Origin of the sequence: Streptomyces noursei ATCC 11455 (genome assembly GCF_001704275.1) — a bacterium.
GTDB classification, from domain to species: domain Bacteria; phylum Actinomycetota; class Actinomycetes; order Streptomycetales; family Streptomycetaceae; genus Streptomyces; species Streptomyces noursei.
The window spans coordinates 8736376-8755930 of sequence record NZ_CP011533.1; the positions used below are offsets into that span (position 1 = coordinate 8736376).

The 19555-nt window shown below is 71.7% G+C and carries 20 protein-coding genes; 9 read left to right on the forward strand and 11 right to left on the reverse strand.

Going from position 1 to position 19555, the window contains the following annotated elements:
- Nucleotides 1–15: 15 nt before the first annotated feature.
- A complete protein-coding gene (locus tag SNOUR_RS37315; RefSeq protein WP_067356039.1) occupies nucleotides 16–1194 on the reverse strand; it encodes a permease in 1179 nt (392 codons plus the stop codon).
- 192 nt (nucleotides 1195–1386) lie between these two features.
- On the opposite strand from SNOUR_RS37315, the gene SNOUR_RS37320 reads away from it, so the two are divergent.
- Together SNOUR_RS37320 and SNOUR_RS37325 are read left to right on the forward strand one after the other, a co-directional pair.
- On the forward strand, nucleotides 1387–1968 hold the full coding sequence (locus tag SNOUR_RS37320) for a GNAT family N-acetyltransferase (RefSeq protein ID WP_067356041.1): 582 nt from the start codon (nucleotides 1387–1389) through the stop codon (nucleotides 1966–1968).
- 102 nt (nucleotides 1969–2070) lie between these two features.
- Nucleotides 2071–2925 (forward strand): DUF4344 domain-containing metallopeptidase, encoded by an 855-nt coding sequence (locus tag SNOUR_RS37325; protein ID WP_067356044.1) that lies wholly within the window; start codon nucleotides 2071–2073, stop codon nucleotides 2923–2925.
- A gap of 90 nt (nucleotides 2926–3015) precedes the next feature.
- Here SNOUR_RS37325 and SNOUR_RS37330 read toward each other — a convergent pair whose 3' ends face one another.
- Entirely contained in the window at nucleotides 3016–3609 is a 594-nt protein-coding gene (locus SNOUR_RS37330; protein WP_067356046.1) for a TetR/AcrR family transcriptional regulator, read from the reverse strand.
- Nucleotides 3610–3696: 87 nt separating this feature from the next.
- Between SNOUR_RS37330 and SNOUR_RS37335 the strand changes: the two genes are divergently transcribed.
- Nucleotides 3697–4515 (forward strand): class I SAM-dependent methyltransferase, encoded by an 819-nt coding sequence (locus SNOUR_RS37335; RefSeq protein WP_067356048.1) that lies wholly within the window; start codon nucleotides 3697–3699, stop codon nucleotides 4513–4515.
- Between the two features lie 69 nt (nucleotides 4516–4584).
- Here SNOUR_RS37335 and SNOUR_RS37340 read toward each other — a convergent pair whose 3' ends face one another.
- From SNOUR_RS37340 to SNOUR_RS37360, 5 genes are all read right to left on the reverse strand, one after another.
- The gene (locus SNOUR_RS37340; protein WP_067356051.1) at nucleotides 4585–4962 is read right to left on the reverse strand and encodes an SH3 domain-containing protein; all 378 of its coding nucleotides are present in this window, start codon (nucleotides 4960–4962) and stop codon (nucleotides 4585–4587) included.
- Nucleotides 4963–5142: 180 nt separating this feature from the next.
- Nucleotides 5143–5712: a DUF3558 family protein gene (locus SNOUR_RS37345; protein WP_312635080.1), complete on the reverse strand. Its 570-nt coding sequence runs from the start codon at nucleotides 5710–5712 to the stop codon at nucleotides 5143–5145.
- 95 nt (nucleotides 5713–5807) lie between these two features.
- Nucleotides 5808–6479 (reverse strand): hypothetical protein, encoded by a 672-nt coding sequence (locus SNOUR_RS37350; RefSeq protein ID WP_159426000.1) that lies wholly within the window; start codon nucleotides 6477–6479, stop codon nucleotides 5808–5810.
- Nucleotides 6476–8209 carry an AbeC-like domain-containing protein gene (locus tag SNOUR_RS37355; protein WP_312635084.1) on the reverse strand — a complete coding sequence of 578 codons (1734 nt, stop codon included), beginning with the start codon at nucleotides 8207–8209 and terminating at the stop codon, nucleotides 6476–6478. Before SNOUR_RS37355 ends, SNOUR_RS37350 begins: the two co-directional genes overlap by 4 nt.
- 398 nt (nucleotides 8210–8607) lie before the next feature.
- On the reverse strand, nucleotides 8608–10047 hold the full coding sequence (locus SNOUR_RS37360; protein ID WP_067356059.1) for an oxygenase MpaB family protein: 1440 nt from the start codon (nucleotides 10045–10047) through the stop codon (nucleotides 8608–8610).
- A 248-nt stretch (nucleotides 10048–10295) separates the two neighbouring features.
- Between SNOUR_RS37360 and SNOUR_RS37365 the strand changes: the two genes are divergently transcribed.
- Both SNOUR_RS37365 and SNOUR_RS37370 read left to right on the forward strand, forming a co-directional pair.
- Entirely contained in the window at nucleotides 10296–10490 is a 195-nt protein-coding gene (locus SNOUR_RS37365; RefSeq protein WP_067356062.1) for a hypothetical protein, read from the forward strand.
- 136 nt (nucleotides 10491–10626) lie between these two features.
- A complete protein-coding gene (locus tag SNOUR_RS37370) occupies nucleotides 10627–11796 on the forward strand; it encodes a macrolide family glycosyltransferase (RefSeq protein ID WP_067356065.1) in 1170 nt (389 codons plus the stop codon).
- Between the two features lie 49 nt (nucleotides 11797–11845).
- On the opposite strand, the gene SNOUR_RS37375 is transcribed toward SNOUR_RS37370, so the two are convergent.
- From SNOUR_RS37375 to SNOUR_RS37385, 3 genes are all read right to left on the reverse strand, one after another.
- A complete protein-coding gene (locus SNOUR_RS37375; protein WP_067356067.1) occupies nucleotides 11846–12736 on the reverse strand; it encodes an RNA polymerase sigma factor SigF in 891 nt (296 codons plus the stop codon).
- A gap of 117 nt (nucleotides 12737–12853) precedes the next feature.
- Entirely contained in the window at nucleotides 12854–13225 is a 372-nt protein-coding gene (locus SNOUR_RS37380) for an ATP-binding protein (protein WP_067356070.1), read from the reverse strand.
- A 252-nt stretch (nucleotides 13226–13477) separates the two neighbouring features.
- Nucleotides 13478–13939 (reverse strand): DUF1453 family protein, encoded by a 462-nt coding sequence (locus SNOUR_RS37385; protein WP_067356072.1) that lies wholly within the window; start codon nucleotides 13937–13939, stop codon nucleotides 13478–13480.
- A 170-nt stretch (nucleotides 13940–14109) separates the two neighbouring features.
- On the opposite strand from SNOUR_RS37385, the gene SNOUR_RS37390 reads away from it, so the two are divergent.
- Together SNOUR_RS37390 and SNOUR_RS37395 are read left to right on the forward strand one after the other, a co-directional pair.
- On the forward strand, nucleotides 14110–15267 hold the full coding sequence (locus SNOUR_RS37390) for a sensor histidine kinase (RefSeq protein ID WP_067356074.1): 1158 nt from the start codon (nucleotides 14110–14112) through the stop codon (nucleotides 15265–15267).
- Nucleotides 15260–15916, forward strand: coding sequence for a response regulator transcription factor (locus tag SNOUR_RS37395; RefSeq protein WP_067356076.1), 657 nt, complete (start codon nucleotides 15260–15262; stop codon nucleotides 15914–15916). Before SNOUR_RS37390 ends, SNOUR_RS37395 begins: the two co-directional genes overlap by 8 nt.
- A 100-nt stretch (nucleotides 15917–16016) precedes the next feature.
- Here the strand turns inward: SNOUR_RS37395 and SNOUR_RS37400 are convergent, their stop codons facing one another.
- On the reverse strand, nucleotides 16017–16637 hold the full coding sequence (locus SNOUR_RS37400) for a cytochrome P450 (RefSeq protein ID WP_067356079.1): 621 nt from the start codon (nucleotides 16635–16637) through the stop codon (nucleotides 16017–16019).
- A gap of 408 nt (nucleotides 16638–17045) precedes the next feature.
- Between SNOUR_RS37400 and SNOUR_RS43800 the strand changes: the two genes are divergently transcribed.
- Together SNOUR_RS43800 and SNOUR_RS44915 are read left to right on the forward strand one after the other, a co-directional pair.
- Nucleotides 17046–17939 (forward strand): cupin domain-containing protein, encoded by an 894-nt coding sequence (locus tag SNOUR_RS43800; protein ID WP_079143133.1) that lies wholly within the window; start codon nucleotides 17046–17048, stop codon nucleotides 17937–17939.
- A gap of 267 nt (nucleotides 17940–18206) precedes the next feature.
- Complete coding sequence (locus tag SNOUR_RS44915) at nucleotides 18207–19553, forward strand: (2,3-dihydroxybenzoyl)adenylate synthase (RefSeq protein ID WP_067356082.1); 1347 nt, start codon at nucleotides 18207–18209, stop codon at nucleotides 19551–19553.
- Nucleotides 19554–19555 lie beyond the last annotated feature (2 nt).

Consider the following 19555-nt stretch of genomic DNA (forward strand, 5'->3'; position numbering starts at 1 on the left):
CGGTCCGACGTCCGGTCAGGGGTTTCCCGGGCCGGTACCCCTGCTGTCGCCGGGGCCGGCGACGGCGGGGGCGCCGCCCATCATGCGGAGCATCTCCCGGCCGCCGGTACGGAAGAACCGCACCAGCAGGGCGGCGGCCAGGACGAGGAAGGCGAGGTTGAGCCAGGTGGTGTAGTTCCAGGCGACGCCCTCCCGCGGGATCCTCGCGTGGGCCTGGTCCGGGACGAGGCCGAGGGCGCCGAAGACGAACTCGACGGCGTACCCGGCGACGACGATCGCGGCGTAGAAGGTGCCGAGCAGGAACAGCGCCATCCTGCCGCCGTAGTACTTCCGGTAGATGGTGAGGATCGGCAGGATCAGCAGGTCGGCGAAGATGAACGCCACCACCCCGCCGAAGCTGATGCCGCCCTTCCACAGCACCACGGCGAGCGGCACGTTGCCGATGGAGCAGACGAACGAGGCCATCGCGACCAGGGGCCCGATGACCGGCCCCCACAGCTGGGCGGCGAGCGGATGGCCCTCGAAGAAGAAGGAACGCCAGAAGGCATCGGGCACCCACGCCGCGACGGCACCGGCGATCAACAGGCCGATCACCAGGTCCCGCAGGATCGCCGCCCACTCCATGACGAAGACGTGCGCGGTGGCCGTGACGCCCTCGGGAGAGAGCAGGCGCCGGAGGAAGGAGCCCGGGCGTCGCACGGACATGTCCATCGCCGCATGCCCCTCCATCGACCCCGCCAGACCGCGCGCGGCCTGCGCCCGCGCCGCGCGCACCAGGCCCGGGTGCAGGAACAGCCGCAGCAGCACCGCCAACACCATGATCATGATCGGGCCGCCCACGAACTCGGCGAGCGTGAACTGCCACCCCATCAGCAGCGCCAGGATGATGCCGAGTTCGACGACGAGGTTGGTGGAGGCGATCTCGAATGCCATCGCGGCGGTGAAGTCCGCCCCCTTGAGGAACAGCGACCGGGCCAGCGCCACGGCGGCGTACGAGCAGGAGGACGAGGCCGCCCCCAGCCCGGCGGCGAGTGCGAGGGTGCGCGGGCGGTCGTCGCCGAGGAGCGCGACGACGGTGGACTTCCGGACCACCGCCTGGACGACGGCGGACAGCGCGAAGCCCAGGATCAGCGCCCAGGTGATCTCCCAGGTCATGGAGCCGGTGAGGGACAGCGCGTGCAGGACGGCGTGCATGTCCGCATCCTTCCCCGACGGCTCCGCCCGGCCGCTGACGAACACGCTTGAGTGTCCCCGTGTCGCCGTGTCCCCGTGTCCCCGTGTCCCCGTGTCCCGTGTCGCCATGGCTGCGGAGACCCGGGTGAGCGGCCCGACGGCGCCGGGAAAACCCGTTGCGGTGCCCGCACCCCACCGGTACAGAATCGTCGGGTGCAGATCCTCTCGTTCCCCGAAGCCGCCACGCCCGTCGAACTCCGCGTCCAGGTGCGGGAGATCCAGGAACAGGCATGGCCCTCGGAGGACGGCGCGGCCACCCCGTCCGAGGCGCCCGTCCACGACCCCGCGCTGCGACCGCGCTCGATGCTGCTGGTGGACGGCGGGACGGTCCTGGCCGCGCTGGACCTCCTCTCCAAGGACATCGACCATGCCGGCCGGAGCTATGCCGCCGGCGGCCTGAGCACGGTCGTGACGCGCGGCGAGGCGCGCGGTCGCGGGCACGGCCGGCGCCTGGTGACCGCGGCCCGCGAGGCACTGGCCGCCCAGGGGCACGACCTGGGGTTGTTCACCTGCGACCGCCCGCTGCGGACGTTCTACGAGAGCGCGGGCTGGCAGCACCTCCCGGACACCGTCCTCGTCGGAGGAACACCGCGGGCCCCGTTCCCCAGCGACCAGGCCGGGTTCGACAAGGTCACCATGGCGGCCTTCTTCTCGGCCCGCGCCCGGCAGGCCGGCGCGTCGTTCCGGGGCACCCGCATCGCCCTCCACCCGGGAGACATCGACAAACTGTGGTGATCCCGGGCACGTCGTCCAACAGAACGGAACCTCGGGCTTCCGATCTTCCTCTTCCCTGCTCGGACGGACAGCCGCGCGGCGCGGCGGGAAAGAGGAGTGGGCATGGGCCGCCGTACGGGGAACGGCACACGGGCATTGCTGACACTGGCGTTGGCCGCCGTGGCGACCGGCTGCGCGGCCGGCCCGGACGCGACCGGGACAGCGGATCCCGCCGGCCGCCGGAGCCACGGCAAGGCCGGCGCGGCCGGCTTCGCCGTCCAGTACCGCACCGGCGACAAGACGGCCCGCGCCACCGCGTATCTGCGCTCGCGGCGCATCCTGGAGCAGGCGGCCGACCGGCTCAACGACACCGTCAAGATGCCGCACCGCATCCCGTTCGTGGTCCGCGCGTGCGGCGCGGCCGAGCCGGCCTACGACCCGGAGACCGGATCCATCGACTTCTGCGTGGAGCACGTCGACGAGATACGCGACCGCTTCGAGAACGCCGGCCGCGGTGCCGACCGGCCCGGTGGCGCGGCCGGCCGTGACGCCCATGTGGCCGCCGTACTGGAGGAGACCGCCTATCACGAGGGCGCACACGCGCTGATCGACCGCCTCGGCCTGCGCTTCACCGGCCGCGAGGAGGACGTGGCCGACCAGTTCGCCGCGGTGATGCTGATCGGTCAGGGCCGCGCGGGCGACACCAAGGCGCTGACCGCGGCCACGGATTACGCACTCGCCGCCGAGGAGAGCCCGTTCGACGAGACGGATCTGCTCGACGAGCACAGCCTGGACGGCCAACGCGCGGCCAACTACGCCTGCTACGTCTACGGCGCGCATCCGGACCGGCACCAGGGCCTGGTCGGTGACGGCCGACGGGTCACCGAGGACCGCGCCGAGGGCTGTCCCGACGAGTGGCAGCAGGCGCGCGACGGCTGGCGGCAGCTACTCGCCGGCCATCTCAGGCAGTCCCTGTGACCCCCCGGACCGGACGAGGCCACCCCGGCCGGCCCGTCGGACCACCACCCCGCCGGCTTCAGCCGGCCGCCGGCCGGCTGACCCCGGCCCTCACGGCTCCCGCAGCACCCCGGCGAGGACCGTCGTCACGACTTTGTGGACGGCTTCGGCTCCCGGCGGGGTGCCCTCCCGGTCGGCGAACAGCAGATGCCCGGCGCCGATCAGGGTGGGTGCCAGGGTGTCCACGTCGGCGTCGGCCGCGATGCGGCCCCGGTCGCGCTCGACGGTCAGATAACCGGCGATCATCGCGGTGGCCTCGGCGAGCACCGGAATGCCGACCGAGCCGGCCTGCCGCAGCAGGGCACGGAGACCGTCCCGGGAGATGACGAGACCGACGATCGCCACGGCGACGGATTCGAACACCTCCGTCAGCGCGCCGGTGAGGTGCTCGGCGACGGTGCCGGTCCCGGCGGACGCGCGCAGGGCGGCCGCCTGAGCGTCGATCCGACCGATGCGGTCGCGCACCAACTCGGCGAGGAAGACGTCGAAATCGGCGAAGTGCCGGTGCAGCACCCCCTTGGCGACGCCCGCCTCCGTGGTGACCGCGCGGCTGGTCAGCGCGTTCGGCCCCGCTTCCAGCAGGACGCGCTCCGCGGCGTCGAACAACTGCTGCCGCGCATCGCGGATGGCCACCCCTGTCGGCACGGTGCACCCCTTCGCTTCCTTCGTCGGTCCCCCTTCATTGTGCCGCACCCGTTGACGAGTGGGCATGCGCCCACTCATAGTGGGCGCATGCCCACTAAAGAGCCTTCAGCCAACCTCGACCCTCGTCAACACCGCCCGGTGGCAGAGTCGTTCGGCATCGACGCCGAGCGCTACGACCGGGCCCGACCCCGCTACCCCGACGGCCTCGTGCGGCACCTCGTCGCCGGCCGACCCGACCTCGACGTCCTCGACGTCGGCTGTGGCACCGGTATCGCCACCCGGCAGTTCCGGGCGGCCGGCTGCCGGGTGCGCGGGGTCGAGCCGGACGCCCGGATGGCCGACGTGGCAAGGAAATTCGGCGCCGAGGTCGACGTCGCGACGTTCGAGGACTGGGACCCCGCCGGTCGCACCTTCGACGCGGTCGTCGCCGGCACGGCCTGGCACTGGATCGACCCGGTCGCGGGCGCCGGCCAGGCCGCGCGGGTACTGCGCCCCGGCGGCCTGCTCGCCCCCTTCTGGAACGTCTTCCGCTTCCCGTCCGACGTGGCGGAGGCCATCGCCGAGGTCTGCCGGCGGGTACTGCCCGACGCCCCCTTCGACCTCACGGTGATGACCAAGGGCGGCCTGGACGCCTATCGGCCGGTCCTCGTCCGGACCACCGACGGCATCCGGCAGCAGGGCGGTTTCGGCGTCCCCGAGGAGTGGCGACACGACTGGGAACACACCTACACCCGGGACGCGTGGCTGGACCAGATGCCCACCCTGGGGGCCTTCACCCGGCTCCCGCAGGACAAGTTGGCGCAGGTGCTGGCGGGCGTCGGCGCCGCCCTCGACGCGCGGGGCGGCGGCTTCACGATGGGTTACACGACGGTGGCGGTCGTCGCGACCCGCTCCGACGCCGCCTGAACCACGGACCGGGGACAAAGGGGCCGCCCCGGCCGTCACAGCTGGCCGGGGCGGATGTCCTGGAGCGGATCAGATGCGGTGGTGGCCTTCCCGGCACCAGCGCGGCGTCGCCCCGACCATCCGGATGTAGCGCGCCGAGGCCCATGCCCAGGCGAACCTGCCTTCGTGGATCTTGTACCAGCGCGGATTCCCGTGGATGTTCCGGCCGTTGGTCTTGCAGCGGATGCCGACGACCTCGCCGTGGTGCAGCGAACCCACCACCCGGTAGCTGGTCCCGGGGCCGGCCCGGAGCGCGAGGTGGGAAGCGGCGGTGACGCGGCCCTTGTACGGGCCGTGAACGGCGCCCGGGGGTGCGGCGGCGGCCACGCCGCTTCCGAGGACACCGCAGAGGAGCCCGGCGCTCACCAGTACAGCGGCGCCTCGGCGGAACGGGGACAGGTGTGTCATGACAAACCTCCCGATCGCGATCCATCCGGCTATCCGGATGTTTCGGTGCGGATCGAGGCTTCCCCGGATGGCGGCCGAAACCCGCACCGGCCGCCGAATTCACCGTCACGGGAGCCCGGCGAATGTCTGTTCGGGATGTGTCGGCGGCCGGCGGATGAGGGGGAGGGGGCGCCGGAAGGGTCAGGAAGGCACTCTCGGGGCCACCAGCGAGGCGAAGTTGGCGGCGGCGGTGCACAGGCTCGCCTCTGTTCCGCTACTGGGCCTGGCGTGCACGAACACCTTGCCGAACGTGGCCGGCCACACGATCACGCACCCCTGGGCGTTCCCGGCGACCGACGCGGAGGACAGGCCGGAGATGCTGGTCGGCGTGGGCTCGGGCGACATGGGGATGTCCTTGGAGTAGATGAGCGTGTAGGTGATGGACGTGCCGGCGGTGGATCCGGCGCCGCTCCAGCTGCACGCCTTCATCCCGGTCTGCGAGTTGCCCGGATTCGAGGCGCTCCCCGAGGACAACCCCATGGACGCCGCCGTGCTGGTGTCGATCGCCGAGCACGGGTCGGCGGTGGTGCCCAGGTCGTCCGATCCCGGCGAGGACCAGGGGGTGCTGGGAGTGCCCGACCAGCCGGGGCTGGGCACGACGGGCGGGATGCCCCACTGCGAGGTGTCCGTGCCGTCGTCGCCGGCCAGTTCGTAGAGGCCGACGACGGCCCCCGCGACCAGTACGAGCACCGCGGCCGTCACGATCAACATGCGTCGGGACCTGCCGTCCGGTTGCCGGCCGGCCGGTCGTGGTGGTTCCACCCAGTCCTGTGTGTCCTCGTCCCATTGGGCCATGCCGATTCCCCCTAGCTCTGGCCGCCGAGGAGTTGGGTGATCTGCTGCACCACGGTCGCCGCCGAGGCGAGCCCCGCCACGGCCGTCGCGCCGAGGTCCAGCCGGTCGCGCAGCCACTGCAGCCGGTCCCGTCGCACCTGCCCGGTGGCGTCGATCTCCTCCTCGGCGTCGGCCAGTCGGGCATCGATCTCCGCTGTCTCGTCACTGGTGTTGAGCAGCGGTAACTGCTCGCGCAGTGTGGAGAGCGCCGCGCGGAGTTCCGGCGACGCCTCGACGGCCGACCGGGTGGAGGCGTCGAGTGCCCGGGCGTCCGGGCCGGCGGCCGCGGCGCCGCCTGCCATCACGCCCACGCTGATGCCGCCGGGAGTGCTCCCCGGTACGGCGAGCGCCTCCGTGCCGGCCGTGGGCGGCAGCGGCGGCGCCGTGCGGCCGTCCCGCAGTGAGCGGTCCTCGGCGCTGGCGCGGTCCCCGGCGGCGACCGCGCCGCCGGTCAGCACACCGATGCTGATCCCACCGCCGGCCGGTGCCTGGGCGCGGGGGAGGGGAGTGCCGTCCCCTTCGGCCGTCCCGGCCGTCCCGCTCGGCCTGGCGGCTTCGCCGACTGAGGGCCCTGGGCCCGGTGCCCCTTCCCTGTCCGTCGCCGGCTCCCGGTCCGCTTCCCGTCCCCGGTCCGTGATCGTCATCCTCGACCGCCCCCCGAATTCTCCGTCGATGCGTCCGTGTGTTTCGCCGAGGCCCGCTCGCCCGATGCGACCGCGCCGCCGCTCATCCCGCCGATGAAGACCCCGCCCTCGCCGACGTTGATGATGTACTGATCGAACACGCCTGTTTCGTAGCCCTTGTTCCGCAGGGCCTCCTGCACCCCGTTGGCGATCCGGTCCTGCAGCGTCTTCACATACCGGCTGAGGTCCATCTCCTGGAACAGGGAGATCTCCTTGACGCTCCCCAACTCCCTTACGGACGCCGCCGGTGCGTCCGGCAGGGCGTACTGCGGCATCATCAGCCAGGTGCGGAACAGCGACAGCGCCGTCTGGCACATCGCGATCCCCGCGGCGAACCCCGCCGAGGGACTGGTCAGCACGCCGCGGACGGCGTCGCGCAGCGGGCCGTCCCCACCGTGCGCCGCCAGCACGTCCACCGACTTGAACTCCGGGCGCACGGGCGTCAGGACGTGGGGCGCGACCTCCAGGACCAACATCCCGCCCTGGGTGTGGATGCGCACCAGCAGACAGATCGCGACCTGTTCGTCCCAGGCCCCGACGCGCACTCGCAGGAAGTGCCGGCGGGCCTCGGCGCCCTCGCCGACCGCCCGGTCCAGGTGTTCCCGGATGACCTCGGGGTCGTAGTCCACCTGGTCCCGCGGCAGCCCGACCGGCAGATAGACCAACTCGTCGACTTCGAGGGCGCGCAGGCGGTCCCGGCTGGTGGCCGCGGCCGAGTTGCGCAGGGCCGCCAGGCGGGGCTTGATCAGCTCGACGACCTCGCGCCCGGTGAGCGGTGCGGCCGCGCTCGCGGACTCCTGCTTGACGAACGACACCGGCGGGGGCGGAGCGTCCGCCTCCCCGGCCTTCGGCGGTGCCGTCCACGACTGGTGCTTGAGCTCCATGGCGACCGACCACGGCTTGTACGGCTCACCGGCGCCGACGAAGGGCCGGAACGGGTCGTAGATGGCCAGCCGGGCGTGCTGTTCGCGGGCGATGGCCGCACCGATGCGCCGGAACTGCTCGGTGGCCGGCAGGTCCGCGCGCCATTCCTTGGCGAAGGCAGCGCGGCTCAACTGATGGCGCATGACGGAGACGACATGCGTCCGGTACGCCCACACGGGCGGCACCAGCAGGATCGGGAACACCACCGCGATCCAGGCATCGGCACCGCGGAACAGCGACAGCAGCACCACCGCCCAGTACACCACCGCGATCGCGAACGGCAGGACCGGCAGAACCGCCTTCAGGCGCCCGCGGGTGGCCTCCTTGATCACCGAGCGCTGGAGGGTGAAGAGGGAACTCCTGGTTCCGCGGGCGAACCACGACACGAAGCAGACCGCTCCGTAGGCGAGGAACCACGGGATGGGCAGCAGCGACTGCGAACCGATGTCGGCCAGGTCGAGCCCGACGAACACCGCCCAGACGGCGAGCAGCACCAATCCGGTCGCGGTCTCCCGGCGCCGGGCCCGCAGGGCGTGCGCCAGGACCGGCAGTGCGTCATAGCCCAGCGAGGGCGCGATCGGCCGTTCCTCGTGCTCGACCAGTTCCTGGATGACGCGGTGGCGGAACTGCCCGTCGAAGTAGACCCCCGCGCAGAGCAGCCGGGTGGCTTCGCTGCGACCGTACTCCGGCGGCGCGGTCTGCGCGGGGGAGGTGGTGTGCGACGACGATGCGGTGGATGTCGGTGGGGAGGAGGGTTGTTCGGGCACGGACAACTGTCATGCACCCCCGTGATCGAACTCGTCCTCTGTTGCGAGGAGTTGAGGGAGTTGCTACGGGGGCAGTATGACGCCCGGCTGCCAGGCCCGGAAGGGATTGCCGGGGATTGGTAACTCCTGTGCGGTGATGCGCAGTTGATGATGTTGGCGAGGGCGGTCGGACCGGGGTGAGGGGCGGTTCGGCCACCGGTGCCCCACCTCATGTCCCGGCCGTCACGCTCTGGCTGTCACGTCCTGGCCGTGATGGTCCCGGGCCGCGGTGACCCGGGTGACTTGGACCAGGCCGGCCTGCTGGAGGCGCCGGCCTGTCCACCCGACCCCGGGTCGGCGAACAGGCGGACTGTCACGCCGTCGCGCCGCCGCTCGCGCGGGCGGTGGGGCCCCTGCGATCAGGGGCGGCCGAGGAGCCGGGTGCCGGCCGTGGAGTCGGTGCGCGCGGTGAAGTAGTCGGTGAACGCCCGCAGGAACTCCTCCTCGGTGATCTGCCCGTCGCCGTCGACGTCGAGTTGGCGGAAGCCGTGGTTGAGTTCGGCCGGGTGGACGCGGGAGCCGCCGAAGAGGGCGCGGTATTCGTCGGCGCCCAGGTGGCCGCTGCCGTCGGCGTCGGCGGCGCGGAAGAGGGCACGCAGCGCGGCGTGCAGGCCGTTGTCGAGGTAGTCGGGGTCGCGGTCGATGCCGGCGAGCATGGCGGTGGTGAACTCGGCCCGGGAGACCCGGTCGTCGCCGTCGGTGTCCATCGAGGTGCGGATGTGCTGCCACCAGGCGTCGAAGCCCGCGTACACCTGGGCCTGTCGCTCGTCGTCCAGTTCCAGTTGCCAGCAGACGTTGTGCGCCATGGCCTGGAGGTCGGGGCCGGTGAGGTAGCCGTCGCCGGTCTGGTCCAGCACCTGCCGGAAGAACGCCTCCACCCGTGCTCGGCGCGTGGTGCCGCGACCGGATCGGCGGGGACGTGGCACCCGCCCGGCCTGCGCGGTGTCACCGTTGCCGTGCGGCGCGGCGGCCGTCTGCCCGGCGGCGACCGTGCGGGCTGGTTCCGGGGTGCGGTAGCGCATCCGGTCGGGCAGGTGCGCCATCAGGTGGCGCATGCCGTGGTGCAGTGACCAGGACAGGGCGGCGGCGCCATGACCGCGGCGCAGGCCGAAGCGCTGACGGAAGGCCGGCGGCAGGTCCGCGAGGGTCAGGGCCGTCATCATGCGGGCGACCACCGGGCGGATCAGCGGCCAGGCGGGTCGGAGGCGGCCGAGGCGGCGCGGGGCGGGAGCCTGGTGCAGCATCTGGAACAACAGGTCGTGAGCGGCCGCGGTGTACTCCAGGCGTTCGCGGATGGTGCGTTCCATGTAGGCGGGTACGTCCGCGGCGGTGGCGGGGAAGAGCTCCGCCGGCAGCGCGAACTCGTCGCACACGGCGCGGAACTCGGCGTACAGCTGGTCGCGTTGGGCCGGATCGAGGGGAGCGCCGGCCAGTTCGCCCATCGCCGTCATCGACTCGTACAGCGTCACCAGTACCCATACCCGCACCGCCGGGTCCAGCGCCGTGAACGCCCGGCCCTGTCCGTCCGTGCCCTGGATGCGGCGGTGCGCCCGTTCCAGGCGGGCGATTTCCCGGCGCAGTCCGTCGCGGTCGGAGAAGAACAGCCGTAGGCCGCTGTCCATGGTGTGCTCCACCCGCCGCCAGGGGTGGGCGCGGTAGGTCGAGAACTCCGCGAGGCCGGCGGCGACGCCGGGATCGGCGTTCTGCAGCACCAGCAGGCGCCATGCCACCAGGGCGATCCGCCGCTCCCCGAGGGTGCGGCGTAGCAAGGAGTCGGGGCCGGGCAGGACAGTGGTCACGGGCGTCTCCCAGGGGACGGGGTGTCGGAAGTGATCGAAATCGCGCTGCGGTACAACTAGTCGTCCGCAAACGTGACTTGGAAGCCGTTCCCGTGGAATCCACACTTCCGGGCGATCCGACGGCCCGGCAGGTTTGCCGTCTCGGGCGTCGCACCCCGGGATGCGGCCCGCCCGCGCCGATCGTGACCGCGTCCGTTTACGGGCCGTAACCGGGCAAGTGAGTGGCCGTTAACCCGTCCATGAGCGATATGAACGACCGTCTACTCAGCCTCGTCGACGGTGTGGTGGACCTGGACGAACCGCGCCTGCCGCTGCTGACCCTGCGGGAGGCGCAGGCCGCGATCGAGCTGTTGCGGCTGCTGGCGGCGGCGAACGGCGAAGGGGCGCACACGGCACGCCACTTGGCGCGGAGCCTGGTGCGGCGACTGCCGTCCGAGCAGTGACTCCGCAGTGACTCCGCAATGGCTCCGCGGTGGTGTCGCGCCAGTGCTGGTGCCGGCGTCAGTGCGGGCGCCGCGCCGACCCGGGTGGGGTGGGTGGGGGCCGGGGTGAAAAATCGGAATCGGTAAGTTTTTCGATATGGCAAAACACCTATTGTTAACGGCACTTGGTGGTCACGGGCACGTAAACCCCACGCTGCCGCTGGTCGAGGAACTCGTGCGGCGCGGCCATCGCGTGGACTACGCCACCGGCGCGATACACGCCGATGAGGTCATCAAGGCCGGTGCGCGCTGGGTGGAGCTGCCGTCGCTCCCTCCGATGCAGCTGGCCACCGAGTTCGGACCGGATGCCTTCGCCCTCTTCATGACCCGTCTGTTCGCCGGAATGTGCGACGCCTACCCGGTGTTGCGCGAACACTGCACCACCGAACCGGTGGACGCGATCTGCTTCGACGGCATGAACTGGTCCGCCCGGGTCGCCGCCGAACAACTGGGGCTGCCGGCCGTCCGCCTCCTGCCACACTTCGCTTCCAACGAGCACTACTCGCTGTTCACCGGGTTCATGGACGCCACCGGCGAGGAGAGCCCGGTCGCCGGGGCGATCGCCGCCGGCTGCGAGCGGTTCACCGCCGAACACGGCGTCGCGCTCGACCCGGCGAACCTGCTGGACGTGGCAGCGGAGCGCAACTTGGTATTCATACCGAGGGAGTTCCAGCCGGCCGGCGACACCTTCGACGAGCGCTACCACTTCATCGGACCCTCGCTGGGCAGCCGGGCGGACGAGCCCTGGTCGCCGCGGGACCCCGAGGCGCCGGTGCTGTTCATCTCGCTCGGCACGGTCTTCAACAACCGGCCCGTGTTCTACCGCACCTGCATAGAAGCCTTCGCCGACGAGCCGTACCAGGTCGCCATGTCCGTGGGCGAGCTGGACCCCGCGGAGCTGGGTCCGCTGCCGGCATCGTTCGACGTCCGGTCGCGGTTCCCGCAGCCGGCCGTGCTCCAGCGGGCGAGCGCGTTCGTCTCGCACACCGGCATGAACTCCACGATGGAGTCCCTCTATTACGGCGTCGGCCTGATAGCCGTCCCGCAGATGCCCGAGCAGGCCGCCAACGCCGGCCGGGCGACGGAGCTCGGGCTCGGCGAGCAGCTCGACGCGCGCACGGTGACCGCCGAGTCGCTGCGCGCCGCGGTCGCCCGGGTCGCCACCGACCCCACGGTCCGCGCCAACCTCGACCGGATGCGCAAGGTCGTCCGGGGGAGCGGCGGCGCCGCGCGCGGCGCCGAGGTGATCGAGGAGTATCTGGGCTGAGCGGTGGGCCGGTCCCCCGCAGGGTGGTGCGGGCGGACCGGCCTCCGCGTCACCCGCCGGACCCGGGGGCGGAGCCGGGCGCCGGGTCGCTGAGCATGCCGGTGCGCAGCGTCGTCAGGGTGCGGCTGAGCAGACGGGAGACGTGCATCTGGGACACGCCGAGCTCGGCCCCGATCTGGGACTGGGTCATCTCCTGGCCGAAGCGGAGCTCGATGATGCGGCGTTCCCGCGGCGCGAGTTGCCGCAGCAGCGGTGCCAGGGCGTGCAGGTCCTCGACCGTCTCCAGGGCGGGGTCGGCCTCGCCGAGGACGTCGGTGAGCGCGCGGCGCCGGTCGAGCGGGTCGGCATCGACCGGGGTGTCCAGGGAATCCGCGGAATAGCCGTTGGCCGCGACCAGCCCCTCGATCACCTCTTCCTCCGGCAGTCGCAGATGCGCCGCGAGTTCGGCGACCGTGGGGTCGCGGTCCAGGCCCGCGTGCAACGCCTCCTTGGCCTTGGCGAGTTCGGTGCGCAACTCCTGGAGCCGCCGGGGGACGTGCACCGCCCACCCGGTGTCCCGGAAGAAGCGCTTGATCTCGCCGAGGATGTACGGGACGGCGAAGGTCGAGAACTCCACCTCGCGGGAGAGGTCGAAGCGGTCGATGGCCTTGATCAGCCCGATGACGCCGACCTGGACGATGTCCTCCATGTCGTCGCCGCGATGACGGTAGCGGCGGGCGACATAGCGCACCATCGACATATTCATCTCGATAAGGGTGTTCCGCGCGTATTGGTACGCACGGGTGCCCTCCTCAAGATGGCGCAGCCGGTCGAAGAACTGCTTGGAGAGCTCGCGTGCGTCCCGGGGCGCGATGGCCCGCGGGCACCTGACCTCCGGGAGACCGTCGTCGTGTTCCGTGGTGTGCGCTGGCATCGCGGTGCCGTTCACGACGATGGTCATCACGCCTCCCTCCGTGCCCGGCCCCCGCGGGCACCTGTGGCGCCGCCTACCCGGCACGGGCCGGGGCATGCACGGAGGGTGGCGATTCGGCATGCGTCGCTTACGCGGCGGGGTGGGTCACGTCAGGCGCAGAGCGATGTGGATGCCCTTTCCGGCCGCCGCCGGCGTGATGGCGACGGACGTGGCGAGTCGGCGGACGAGTGACCAGCCGTAGCCGCCGATCCGGCCGTCCCGGATGTCGGACGGGACGAAGGGGCGGACGGGGCTGGCGTCCTCGACGATCACTTCGAGGCGGTCCCCGGCGATGCGGGCGGCGAACCCGGTGACCCCGCCGGCGTGCCGCAGGGCGTTGGTCACCAGTTCCGAGGTGATCAGCAGGGCATCGGCCACCACTACCTCGTCGACCTGCCGATGACAGGCACGCAGCAGGGCCAGCACGCGGTCGCGGGCTTCGGCCGAGGTAGCGGGCAGTTCCACGGTGCGAGCCACCGTTCACCTCCCCTGACGGTGCGGGATCCGACCTAGGGTGTGCGCCTACCCGCCGTCCTGCAAAACGTGCATCGGGGGGCCACTCTGCCACACCACCGCACGAGGGCCGGCGGCCCCGGGGGTACGACCGAGCGGAGGAGGAGGGCGGGGCCGCGGCCGCCGGCCGGGTCGGACGTGGGCGGCGACCTCGGCGATCACCGCGTCGAGGCCCGCCCCGACGGTCCGCTGACCGCCGGGGCGGGCGCCCCCCGGTCAGCGACCGGAGAGCTCCACCGCGGCGGCCCGCCGCACCAGCACCAGCTGCTGCGCCAACAGCACCACACCGAAGTAGAACAGCACGGTGACCGCCCCGAGTTCGGCCGCGACCGCGGTGTCGATCAGGAAGTGCTGTCCCAGGCCGAGGACCCACAGCGCCGCGGTGAGCGCCGTGCCCTGCCGCACGACCCGCCCGCCGCGCACCGACAGCCGCACCGTGAACGCGCGCACCGCCGCCAGCAGCACCCCGACGACCAGGCTCGCGACGACCAGGACACCGTCCCGCCAGGACAGCGGGTGGGACGCGACGTACACGCCGGTCTCCACCGCGCCGATGACGACCAGCACCAGGCCGATTGGGGACTTCTCCCGCAGGGGCCGCTCCGTGAGCTGCCGGGACAGCAGCCAGATCAGCACGACGGCGGTGATGGCGAGATTGTTGACGGTGGGATTGTCCATGGCCCCCAGAACCTTCTGTACGACGACGAGCGTGGGCGGCGGCGAGGCACCGCCACTCCTCACCCTGCGGCAGGAGCCCAGGTCAACGGATCGGCCACCAGGTTGGAGAAACGGGTGGAGATCGCGTCGGCCCGGTCCGGGCCCGGTGCGGGTGCGGCCAAAATGGGACCGTGCGGAACGACGACATACCCGGGCGACCGGCCCGTGGATTCCGGGACGGCCTCGACGCCTCCCGCCTGCGCAGGCTCGCCCTGCACGGCCTGGCCATCGCCCTCGCCGTCACCTTCCACGGCTTCACCGCCCACCCGCCGTGGCACACCGCGCTCCTGTGCGCGCTGCTCGGACTGTGGGCGGTGACCGCGACCGTCCGGCACGTCCTCACGCCGCGCTGGACGCAGACGGCCTGGAGCGTGCTGCTCGTCGGCGGCGGGGTCTGCGCAGGACTGAGCTCCACGGACGCGTCCGCACCGGCGTTCGTCGGCGCGACCGGCCTGTTCCTGCTGATCTCCGCCGCCGAGACGCCCGCACTGTGGATCGCCGGCGCCCTCGCCGCCGGCATCGCCGGATTCACCCTCGCCCACGAGGCCGTCGGCGGCGATCCCCGGCTGACGGTCTCGGCGCTGATCTCCGCCGTGACCGGCTTCGGCTTCGGATTCCTGGCCCGACTGAACGCCCTCGACCGCCGCTCCGAACGCGGCACGGCCGAGCGCCGTGCCGAGCACGCGGTGCAGGAGGAACGCGCCCGGATCGCCCGGGACATCCACGACGTCCTCGCCCACTCGCTCGGCGGCCTGGTGATCCAACTGGACGCCCTGGAGGCGGTCTCGGTGGCCCGCGGAGCGGACGCGGACGTGGTGGACCGGGTCCGCGGCGCACGCGCCATGGCCGCGGACGGGCTGGTGGCGGCCAAGCACGCGGTGGACGCCCTGCGCCGGCTCCCCGCCGGCATCGACGCGGCGCTCGGCGAGATCGTCACCGGCGTCCGCGCGCTGGGCATGACGGTGGACGTCGATGTGCGGGGCGAGCCGGCGCGGGTGCCCGAACCGGTCGGCGAGGTCATCGCCTCCGTCACCGTCGAGGCACTGACCAACGCCCGCAAGCACGCACCCGGCGCGCCCGTCGCCGTCGTCGTGACGGCGGGCCGGGACGCGGCACTCCTGCGCGTGGCCAACCGGCTGGCCCCACCCGCCGAACGGCCGGAACCCGGCGTCACGGGCGGCCACGGCGTGCCCGGCATGCGGGAACGCGCGGAGATCGTCGGCGGCGGACTGACCGCCGGCGCGGTGAACGGAGAGTGGATCGTGGAATGCCAGGTGCCCTATGAGTGACCGACCGATCCGGGTGATCGTCGCCGACGACCAGGCCGCGGTGCGCGACGGCCTGGTGACCATCCTCGACCACGAACCCGACATCGACGTCGTCGGCTCCGCGGTCGACGGCGCGACCGCCGTCGAACTGGCCCGGCGCCTGACCCCCGCCGTGGTGCTGATGGACCTGCGGATGCCCGGCGTCGACGGCATCGCCGCCACCCGCACCCTCACCGCGCTCGACCCGGCGCCCGCGGTGCTGGTGCTCACCACCTACGCCGACGACGCCTCCATCGTCGGCGCGCTCCAGGCCGGCGCCGCCGGCTACCTCACCAAGAGCGCCGGCCGCGCCCAGATCGTCTCCGCGATCACCGCGACCGCGGACGGGCACCGCACCTTCGCCCCGGAGATCGCCTCGGCTATGGTGCGCGGACTGACCCACCGCACCGCCCTGGAACGGATCGCGGCGGCGCACGCCCTGACGGTGCAGGAGACCCGGGTCCTACAACTGCTCAGCGAACGCCGCACCAACCGTGCCATCGCCGAATCTCTCTACGTCTCCGTCGCCACCGTCAAGACCCACGTCAACAACCTCTTCGGCAAGCTCCAGGTCGGCAGCCGGGCGGAGGCGGCGGCCCTGGTCGAGCGGGTACGCGACCACGGCCTCTGACCACCGTCACCTCACCCACCATCACCTCATCCACCATCACCTGACTGACCGTCATCTCACTGAACGTCACCTCGCGCCCGGCGCCAACCGCTCCGATGCCTCACCCGACCGACACCGGCAACCGCCGCAACGCATGCGACCGGAACGACTCCCGCCACTCCAACTGGCCATAAGGAACGGCAAGTTGCAGCTCGGGGAACCGCTCGATCAGCGTGCCCGACGCGATCCCGATCTCCATCCGGGCCAGCCACGCCCCCAGGCAGTAGTGCGGCCCGTGGCCGAGGGCGAGTTGGGCCTTGTCCGGCCGGTGGATGTCGAAGCGGTCCGGTTTGGGATAGCGGGCCGGATCGCGGTGCGCCGAGGCCAGCGAGAGCAGCACGGTGTCGCCGGCCGGGATCCGGGTACCGGCGATCTCCACGGCCTCGGTGGGGAACCGGCGGATCGCCATCTGGTTGGGGTGGGCACAGCGCAGCAGTTCCTCGACGGCCTCCGGCATGAGTTCCGGCCGGCGGCGGAGCGCCGCGAGCTGCTCGGGGTGGCGCAATAGAGTGAGCAGTCCGCCGCCGATCAGGTGCTGGACGTTCTCGGTCCCGGCCATCAGGAGCAGAAAGGCCAGCGAGACCAGTTCGTCTTCGCTCAGCCGGTCGTCGTCCCGTGCGGCGATCAGCGAGGACAGCAGGTCGTCCCCGGGAGCCGCGCGCCGCGCGTCGATGAGTCCCACCAGATAGCGGTGGATGTGCCCGATCGCCTCCGCGGGCCGCCAGGCGTTGGCCAGTCGGTCCGCGTAGTGTTCGGCCGCCGCGACGACGCGCCCGCGGAGCCGCTCGACATGCCGCGGTGTGAACCCAGTGGAGGGATCCGCGAAGAACTCCGCAACTGGCCGCGACGGTTGCCGACCTCCACCGAGCTGCCCCGTCTCGTCCCGTACCGTCTCATCCCCTCTCGTCCCCTCTCGTCCACGACGTGCCTGGCGACGATCCGGAAACCTTTGACACTGCTTCACGCTCCCTGCTATCCATGGAACGCCAACAAAGCGGAATCGGATTCCGATTCCTTATCGTCGCATCCTATCGACGACGACTCAACGCGGCCCCATAAGGCCCCGTAAGGCCCCAGAAAGGAACTCCAGATGCCCAAGGACCGCTTCTTCCTGCTGGACGCGGGTGCCTCCCGCCCCACCCCCACTCCCGTCCCTCTGCCGCCAGGCACGACACTCAAGGCCGGCCCCGGGGACACCGAGGGTCGTTTCTCCCTTCTGGAGAAGCAATGGGACGGCGGAACCGGCACCCCCGCCCAAGTCCCCGACACCACCCGCCCCTTGGACTTCGACACCTTCCTCTACGTCCGCGAAGGCGACCTCGGCGTCGACACCGGAGACCAGACCCATCGGCTCACCAGCGGCATGTGTGCCCTGGTGCCCCGCGGACTCCCACTCGCCCTGCGCAACCTCGGCGGCGCCGACTCCACGCCGCACACACTCCAGTTGTCGGCGCGGGGCGTCCCGCGCCAGCCCGAGGGCGTTGCCGACGCCGCTGACGGTGACGCCGCCCGGCGCTTCTTCGTACTCGGCCCCGGCGAGGCGCGACCCGGCCGAATCCCGATACCGCCCGCCTTCAGCATCAAGGCCCGCACCGCCGATACCGCCGGACTCTTCTCGTTCCTGGAAGTCACCGTGGCCCAGCCCATCCCGCGGCACGCCCACCACGTGGCCGACGAGGGCATCTATGTGCTCGACGGTGCACTGCACATCGACTTCGACGGCGACGAGCACATTGCGGGCCAGGGACAGTTCGTCCTGCTACCGCACGGAGTCCCGCACGCGATCCGCCCCGGTTCCACCCCACCGCCCCGCGTGCTCCAGATCTCCTCGCCCGGCGGCTGGGAGTGCGTGGTGGAGACCCTGATCGAGCACCGAACCGAGGTGAGCAGGGGCGGACGCTTCGATCCGGCAGCCCTCAACCGGTACACGCGCCAGTACCACGTCACCTACGAGGTCAGCGGCGCTCCTTGGACTTTCCGCTGAAGGCATTCCGCGTTCATGGTGGAGAAAGCGCATTGCGGGTGGGAGTGCCGACGGATTGGATCGGCAACGGATTGGATCGGCGGTACCCGGCACCCCGATCCCGATGGGGGCATGGGCGAGGTGGTGACTGGCCAAGCGAGCGAACTGGCCTTTACAAAAGCCGAGTTGCCGCAGATATCGAATCGGGCGTGTGGCGCCCGTCGGGCCAGGTGGCTCCGCCGGCCCGCGGTGGGCTTCCGGTTCGGAATCAGGTACAGAAGGAAGCGAATGGCATCCATGCTCGACGGCTGCACGCCCTGGCCCGAGGTGTTCGTCGACCGCTACTGGGCGGTCGGGCACTGGCGTGGCAATACGCTGGACAACCTGCTGCGTGATTGGGCCTTGCAGTACGGACCGCGGACCGCACTCGTGCAGGGCGACATCCGCATCACATACGCGGCCCTCAACCGGCGCGTGGACCGCATGGCCGCCGGATTCCGGCTGCGCGGCCTCCGGCCCGGACAACGGGTCGTGGTCCAACTGCCGAACGTCCCCGTTTTCGTCGTCACCGTGTTCGCGTTGATGCGCGTCGGCGCGGTCCCGGTGCTCTGCCCGGTCTCGTGCCGCACGCCCGAGGTGTCCCACCTCGTACGGATCGCCGAGTCCGTCGGATACGTCGGTCCCTCGACGTACCAGGGCTTCGACCACACGGCGATGGTCGCGGACATCGCAGCCCAAGGTCCCTTCCTGCGGCGGGCTTTCACCCTTGCGACACCAGGCGCCTCGTCCCCGTACGGCGGCCTTTCGACCGACCCGTCGGGTTGTCACTACTTCCCCCTGGCTTCCGTCGACGCCCCGCCCGAGCGGGCGCCTGTGCAGCGCGCCGACCAGGTGGCGTTCTTCCTGTTCTCCGGTGGTACCACCGCGGCACCCAGGCTCGTCCCGCGCACCCACAACGATTACGCCTACCAGGCGCGGGCCGCCGCCGAGCTGGTATCGCTCACCGAGCACGACGTGTATCTCGCCGCGCTGCCCGCCGAGTCCAACTTCACCTTCGGATGCCCGGGCATCATCGGCACCCTCTCCGTCGGCGGCACCGTCGTCCTGGTCGAGAGCCCGGAACCCGCAGCATGCCTTCCAGTCATCGGGCGAGAGCGGGTCACCATCACGTCGCTGGTGCCCGCCGTCGCCCAACGCTGGATCGACGAACTATCGTCAATTCAGGCCGACTTGAGCAGCATGCGTCTCGTACAGATCGACGGCACCACCTTGCCCCGCGCGACCGCCGAAAGAATAGGCCCCGAATGGGGCTGTCGCCTGCAGCGGGTGTTCGGCATGGCCGAGGGGCTGCTCACTCTCACCCGGCCCACCGATCCGGACGAGACCGTGCTCAGCACGCAGGGCCGCCCGCTCTCGCCCGACGACGAGATCCGCATCGTCGACGTCGACGGCAAGGACATGCCCGACGGGGAACCAGGCGAACTCCTCGCCCGCGGTCCCTACACCGCGCGAGGCTACTACCGGGCACCCGAGCACAACGCACGCTCCTTCACCGCCGAGGGCTTCTTCCGTACCGGCAACCTCGCGCGACGCACCCCGGACGGCAACCTGGTGGTGACCGGCCGCCTTCACTGAGC

What these genes read in the sequence shown, in the direction of transcription:
- SNOUR_RS37375 (WP_067356067.1), bottom strand. Translation starts at nt 12,736, where the DNA reads ATGACCATCGTCGTGAACGGCACCGCGATGCCAGCGCACACCACGGAA.
- SNOUR_RS37325 (WP_067356044.1), top strand. Translation starts at nt 2,071, where the DNA reads ATGGGCCGCCGTACGGGGAACGGCACACGGGCATTGCTGACACTGGCG.
- SNOUR_RS43800 (WP_079143133.1), top strand. Translation starts at nt 17,046, where the DNA reads ATGCCCAAGGACCGCTTCTTCCTGCTGGACGCGGGTGCCTCCCGCCCC.
- SNOUR_RS37350 (WP_159426000.1), bottom strand. Translation starts at nt 6,479, where the DNA reads ATGACGATCACGGACCGGGGACGGGAAGCGGACCGGGAGCCGGCGACG.
- SNOUR_RS37370 (WP_067356065.1), top strand. Translation starts at nt 10,627, where the DNA reads ATGGCAAAACACCTATTGTTAACGGCACTTGGTGGTCACGGGCACGTA.
- SNOUR_RS44915 (WP_067356082.1), top strand. Translation starts at nt 18,207, where the DNA reads ATGGCATCCATGCTCGACGGCTGCACGCCCTGGCCCGAGGTGTTCGTC.
- SNOUR_RS37335 (WP_067356048.1), top strand. Translation starts at nt 3,697, where the DNA reads ATGCCCACTAAAGAGCCTTCAGCCAACCTCGACCCTCGTCAACACCGC.
- SNOUR_RS37365 (WP_067356062.1), top strand. Translation starts at nt 10,296, where the DNA reads ATGAACGACCGTCTACTCAGCCTCGTCGACGGTGTGGTGGACCTGGAC.
- SNOUR_RS37315 (WP_067356039.1), bottom strand. Translation starts at nt 1,194, where the DNA reads ATGCACGCCGTCCTGCACGCGCTGTCCCTCACCGGCTCCATGACCTGG.
- SNOUR_RS37340 (WP_067356051.1), bottom strand. Translation starts at nt 4,962, where the DNA reads ATGACACACCTGTCCCCGTTCCGCCGAGGCGCCGCTGTACTGGTGAGC.
- SNOUR_RS37385 (WP_067356072.1), bottom strand. Translation starts at nt 13,939, where the DNA reads ATGGACAATCCCACCGTCAACAATCTCGCCATCACCGCCGTCGTGCTG.
- SNOUR_RS37395 (WP_067356076.1), top strand. Translation starts at nt 15,260, where the DNA reads ATGAGTGACCGACCGATCCGGGTGATCGTCGCCGACGACCAGGCCGCG.
- SNOUR_RS37345 (WP_312635080.1), bottom strand. Translation starts at nt 5,712, where the DNA reads ATGTTGATCGTGACGGCCGCGGTGCTCGTACTGGTCGCGGGGGCCGTC.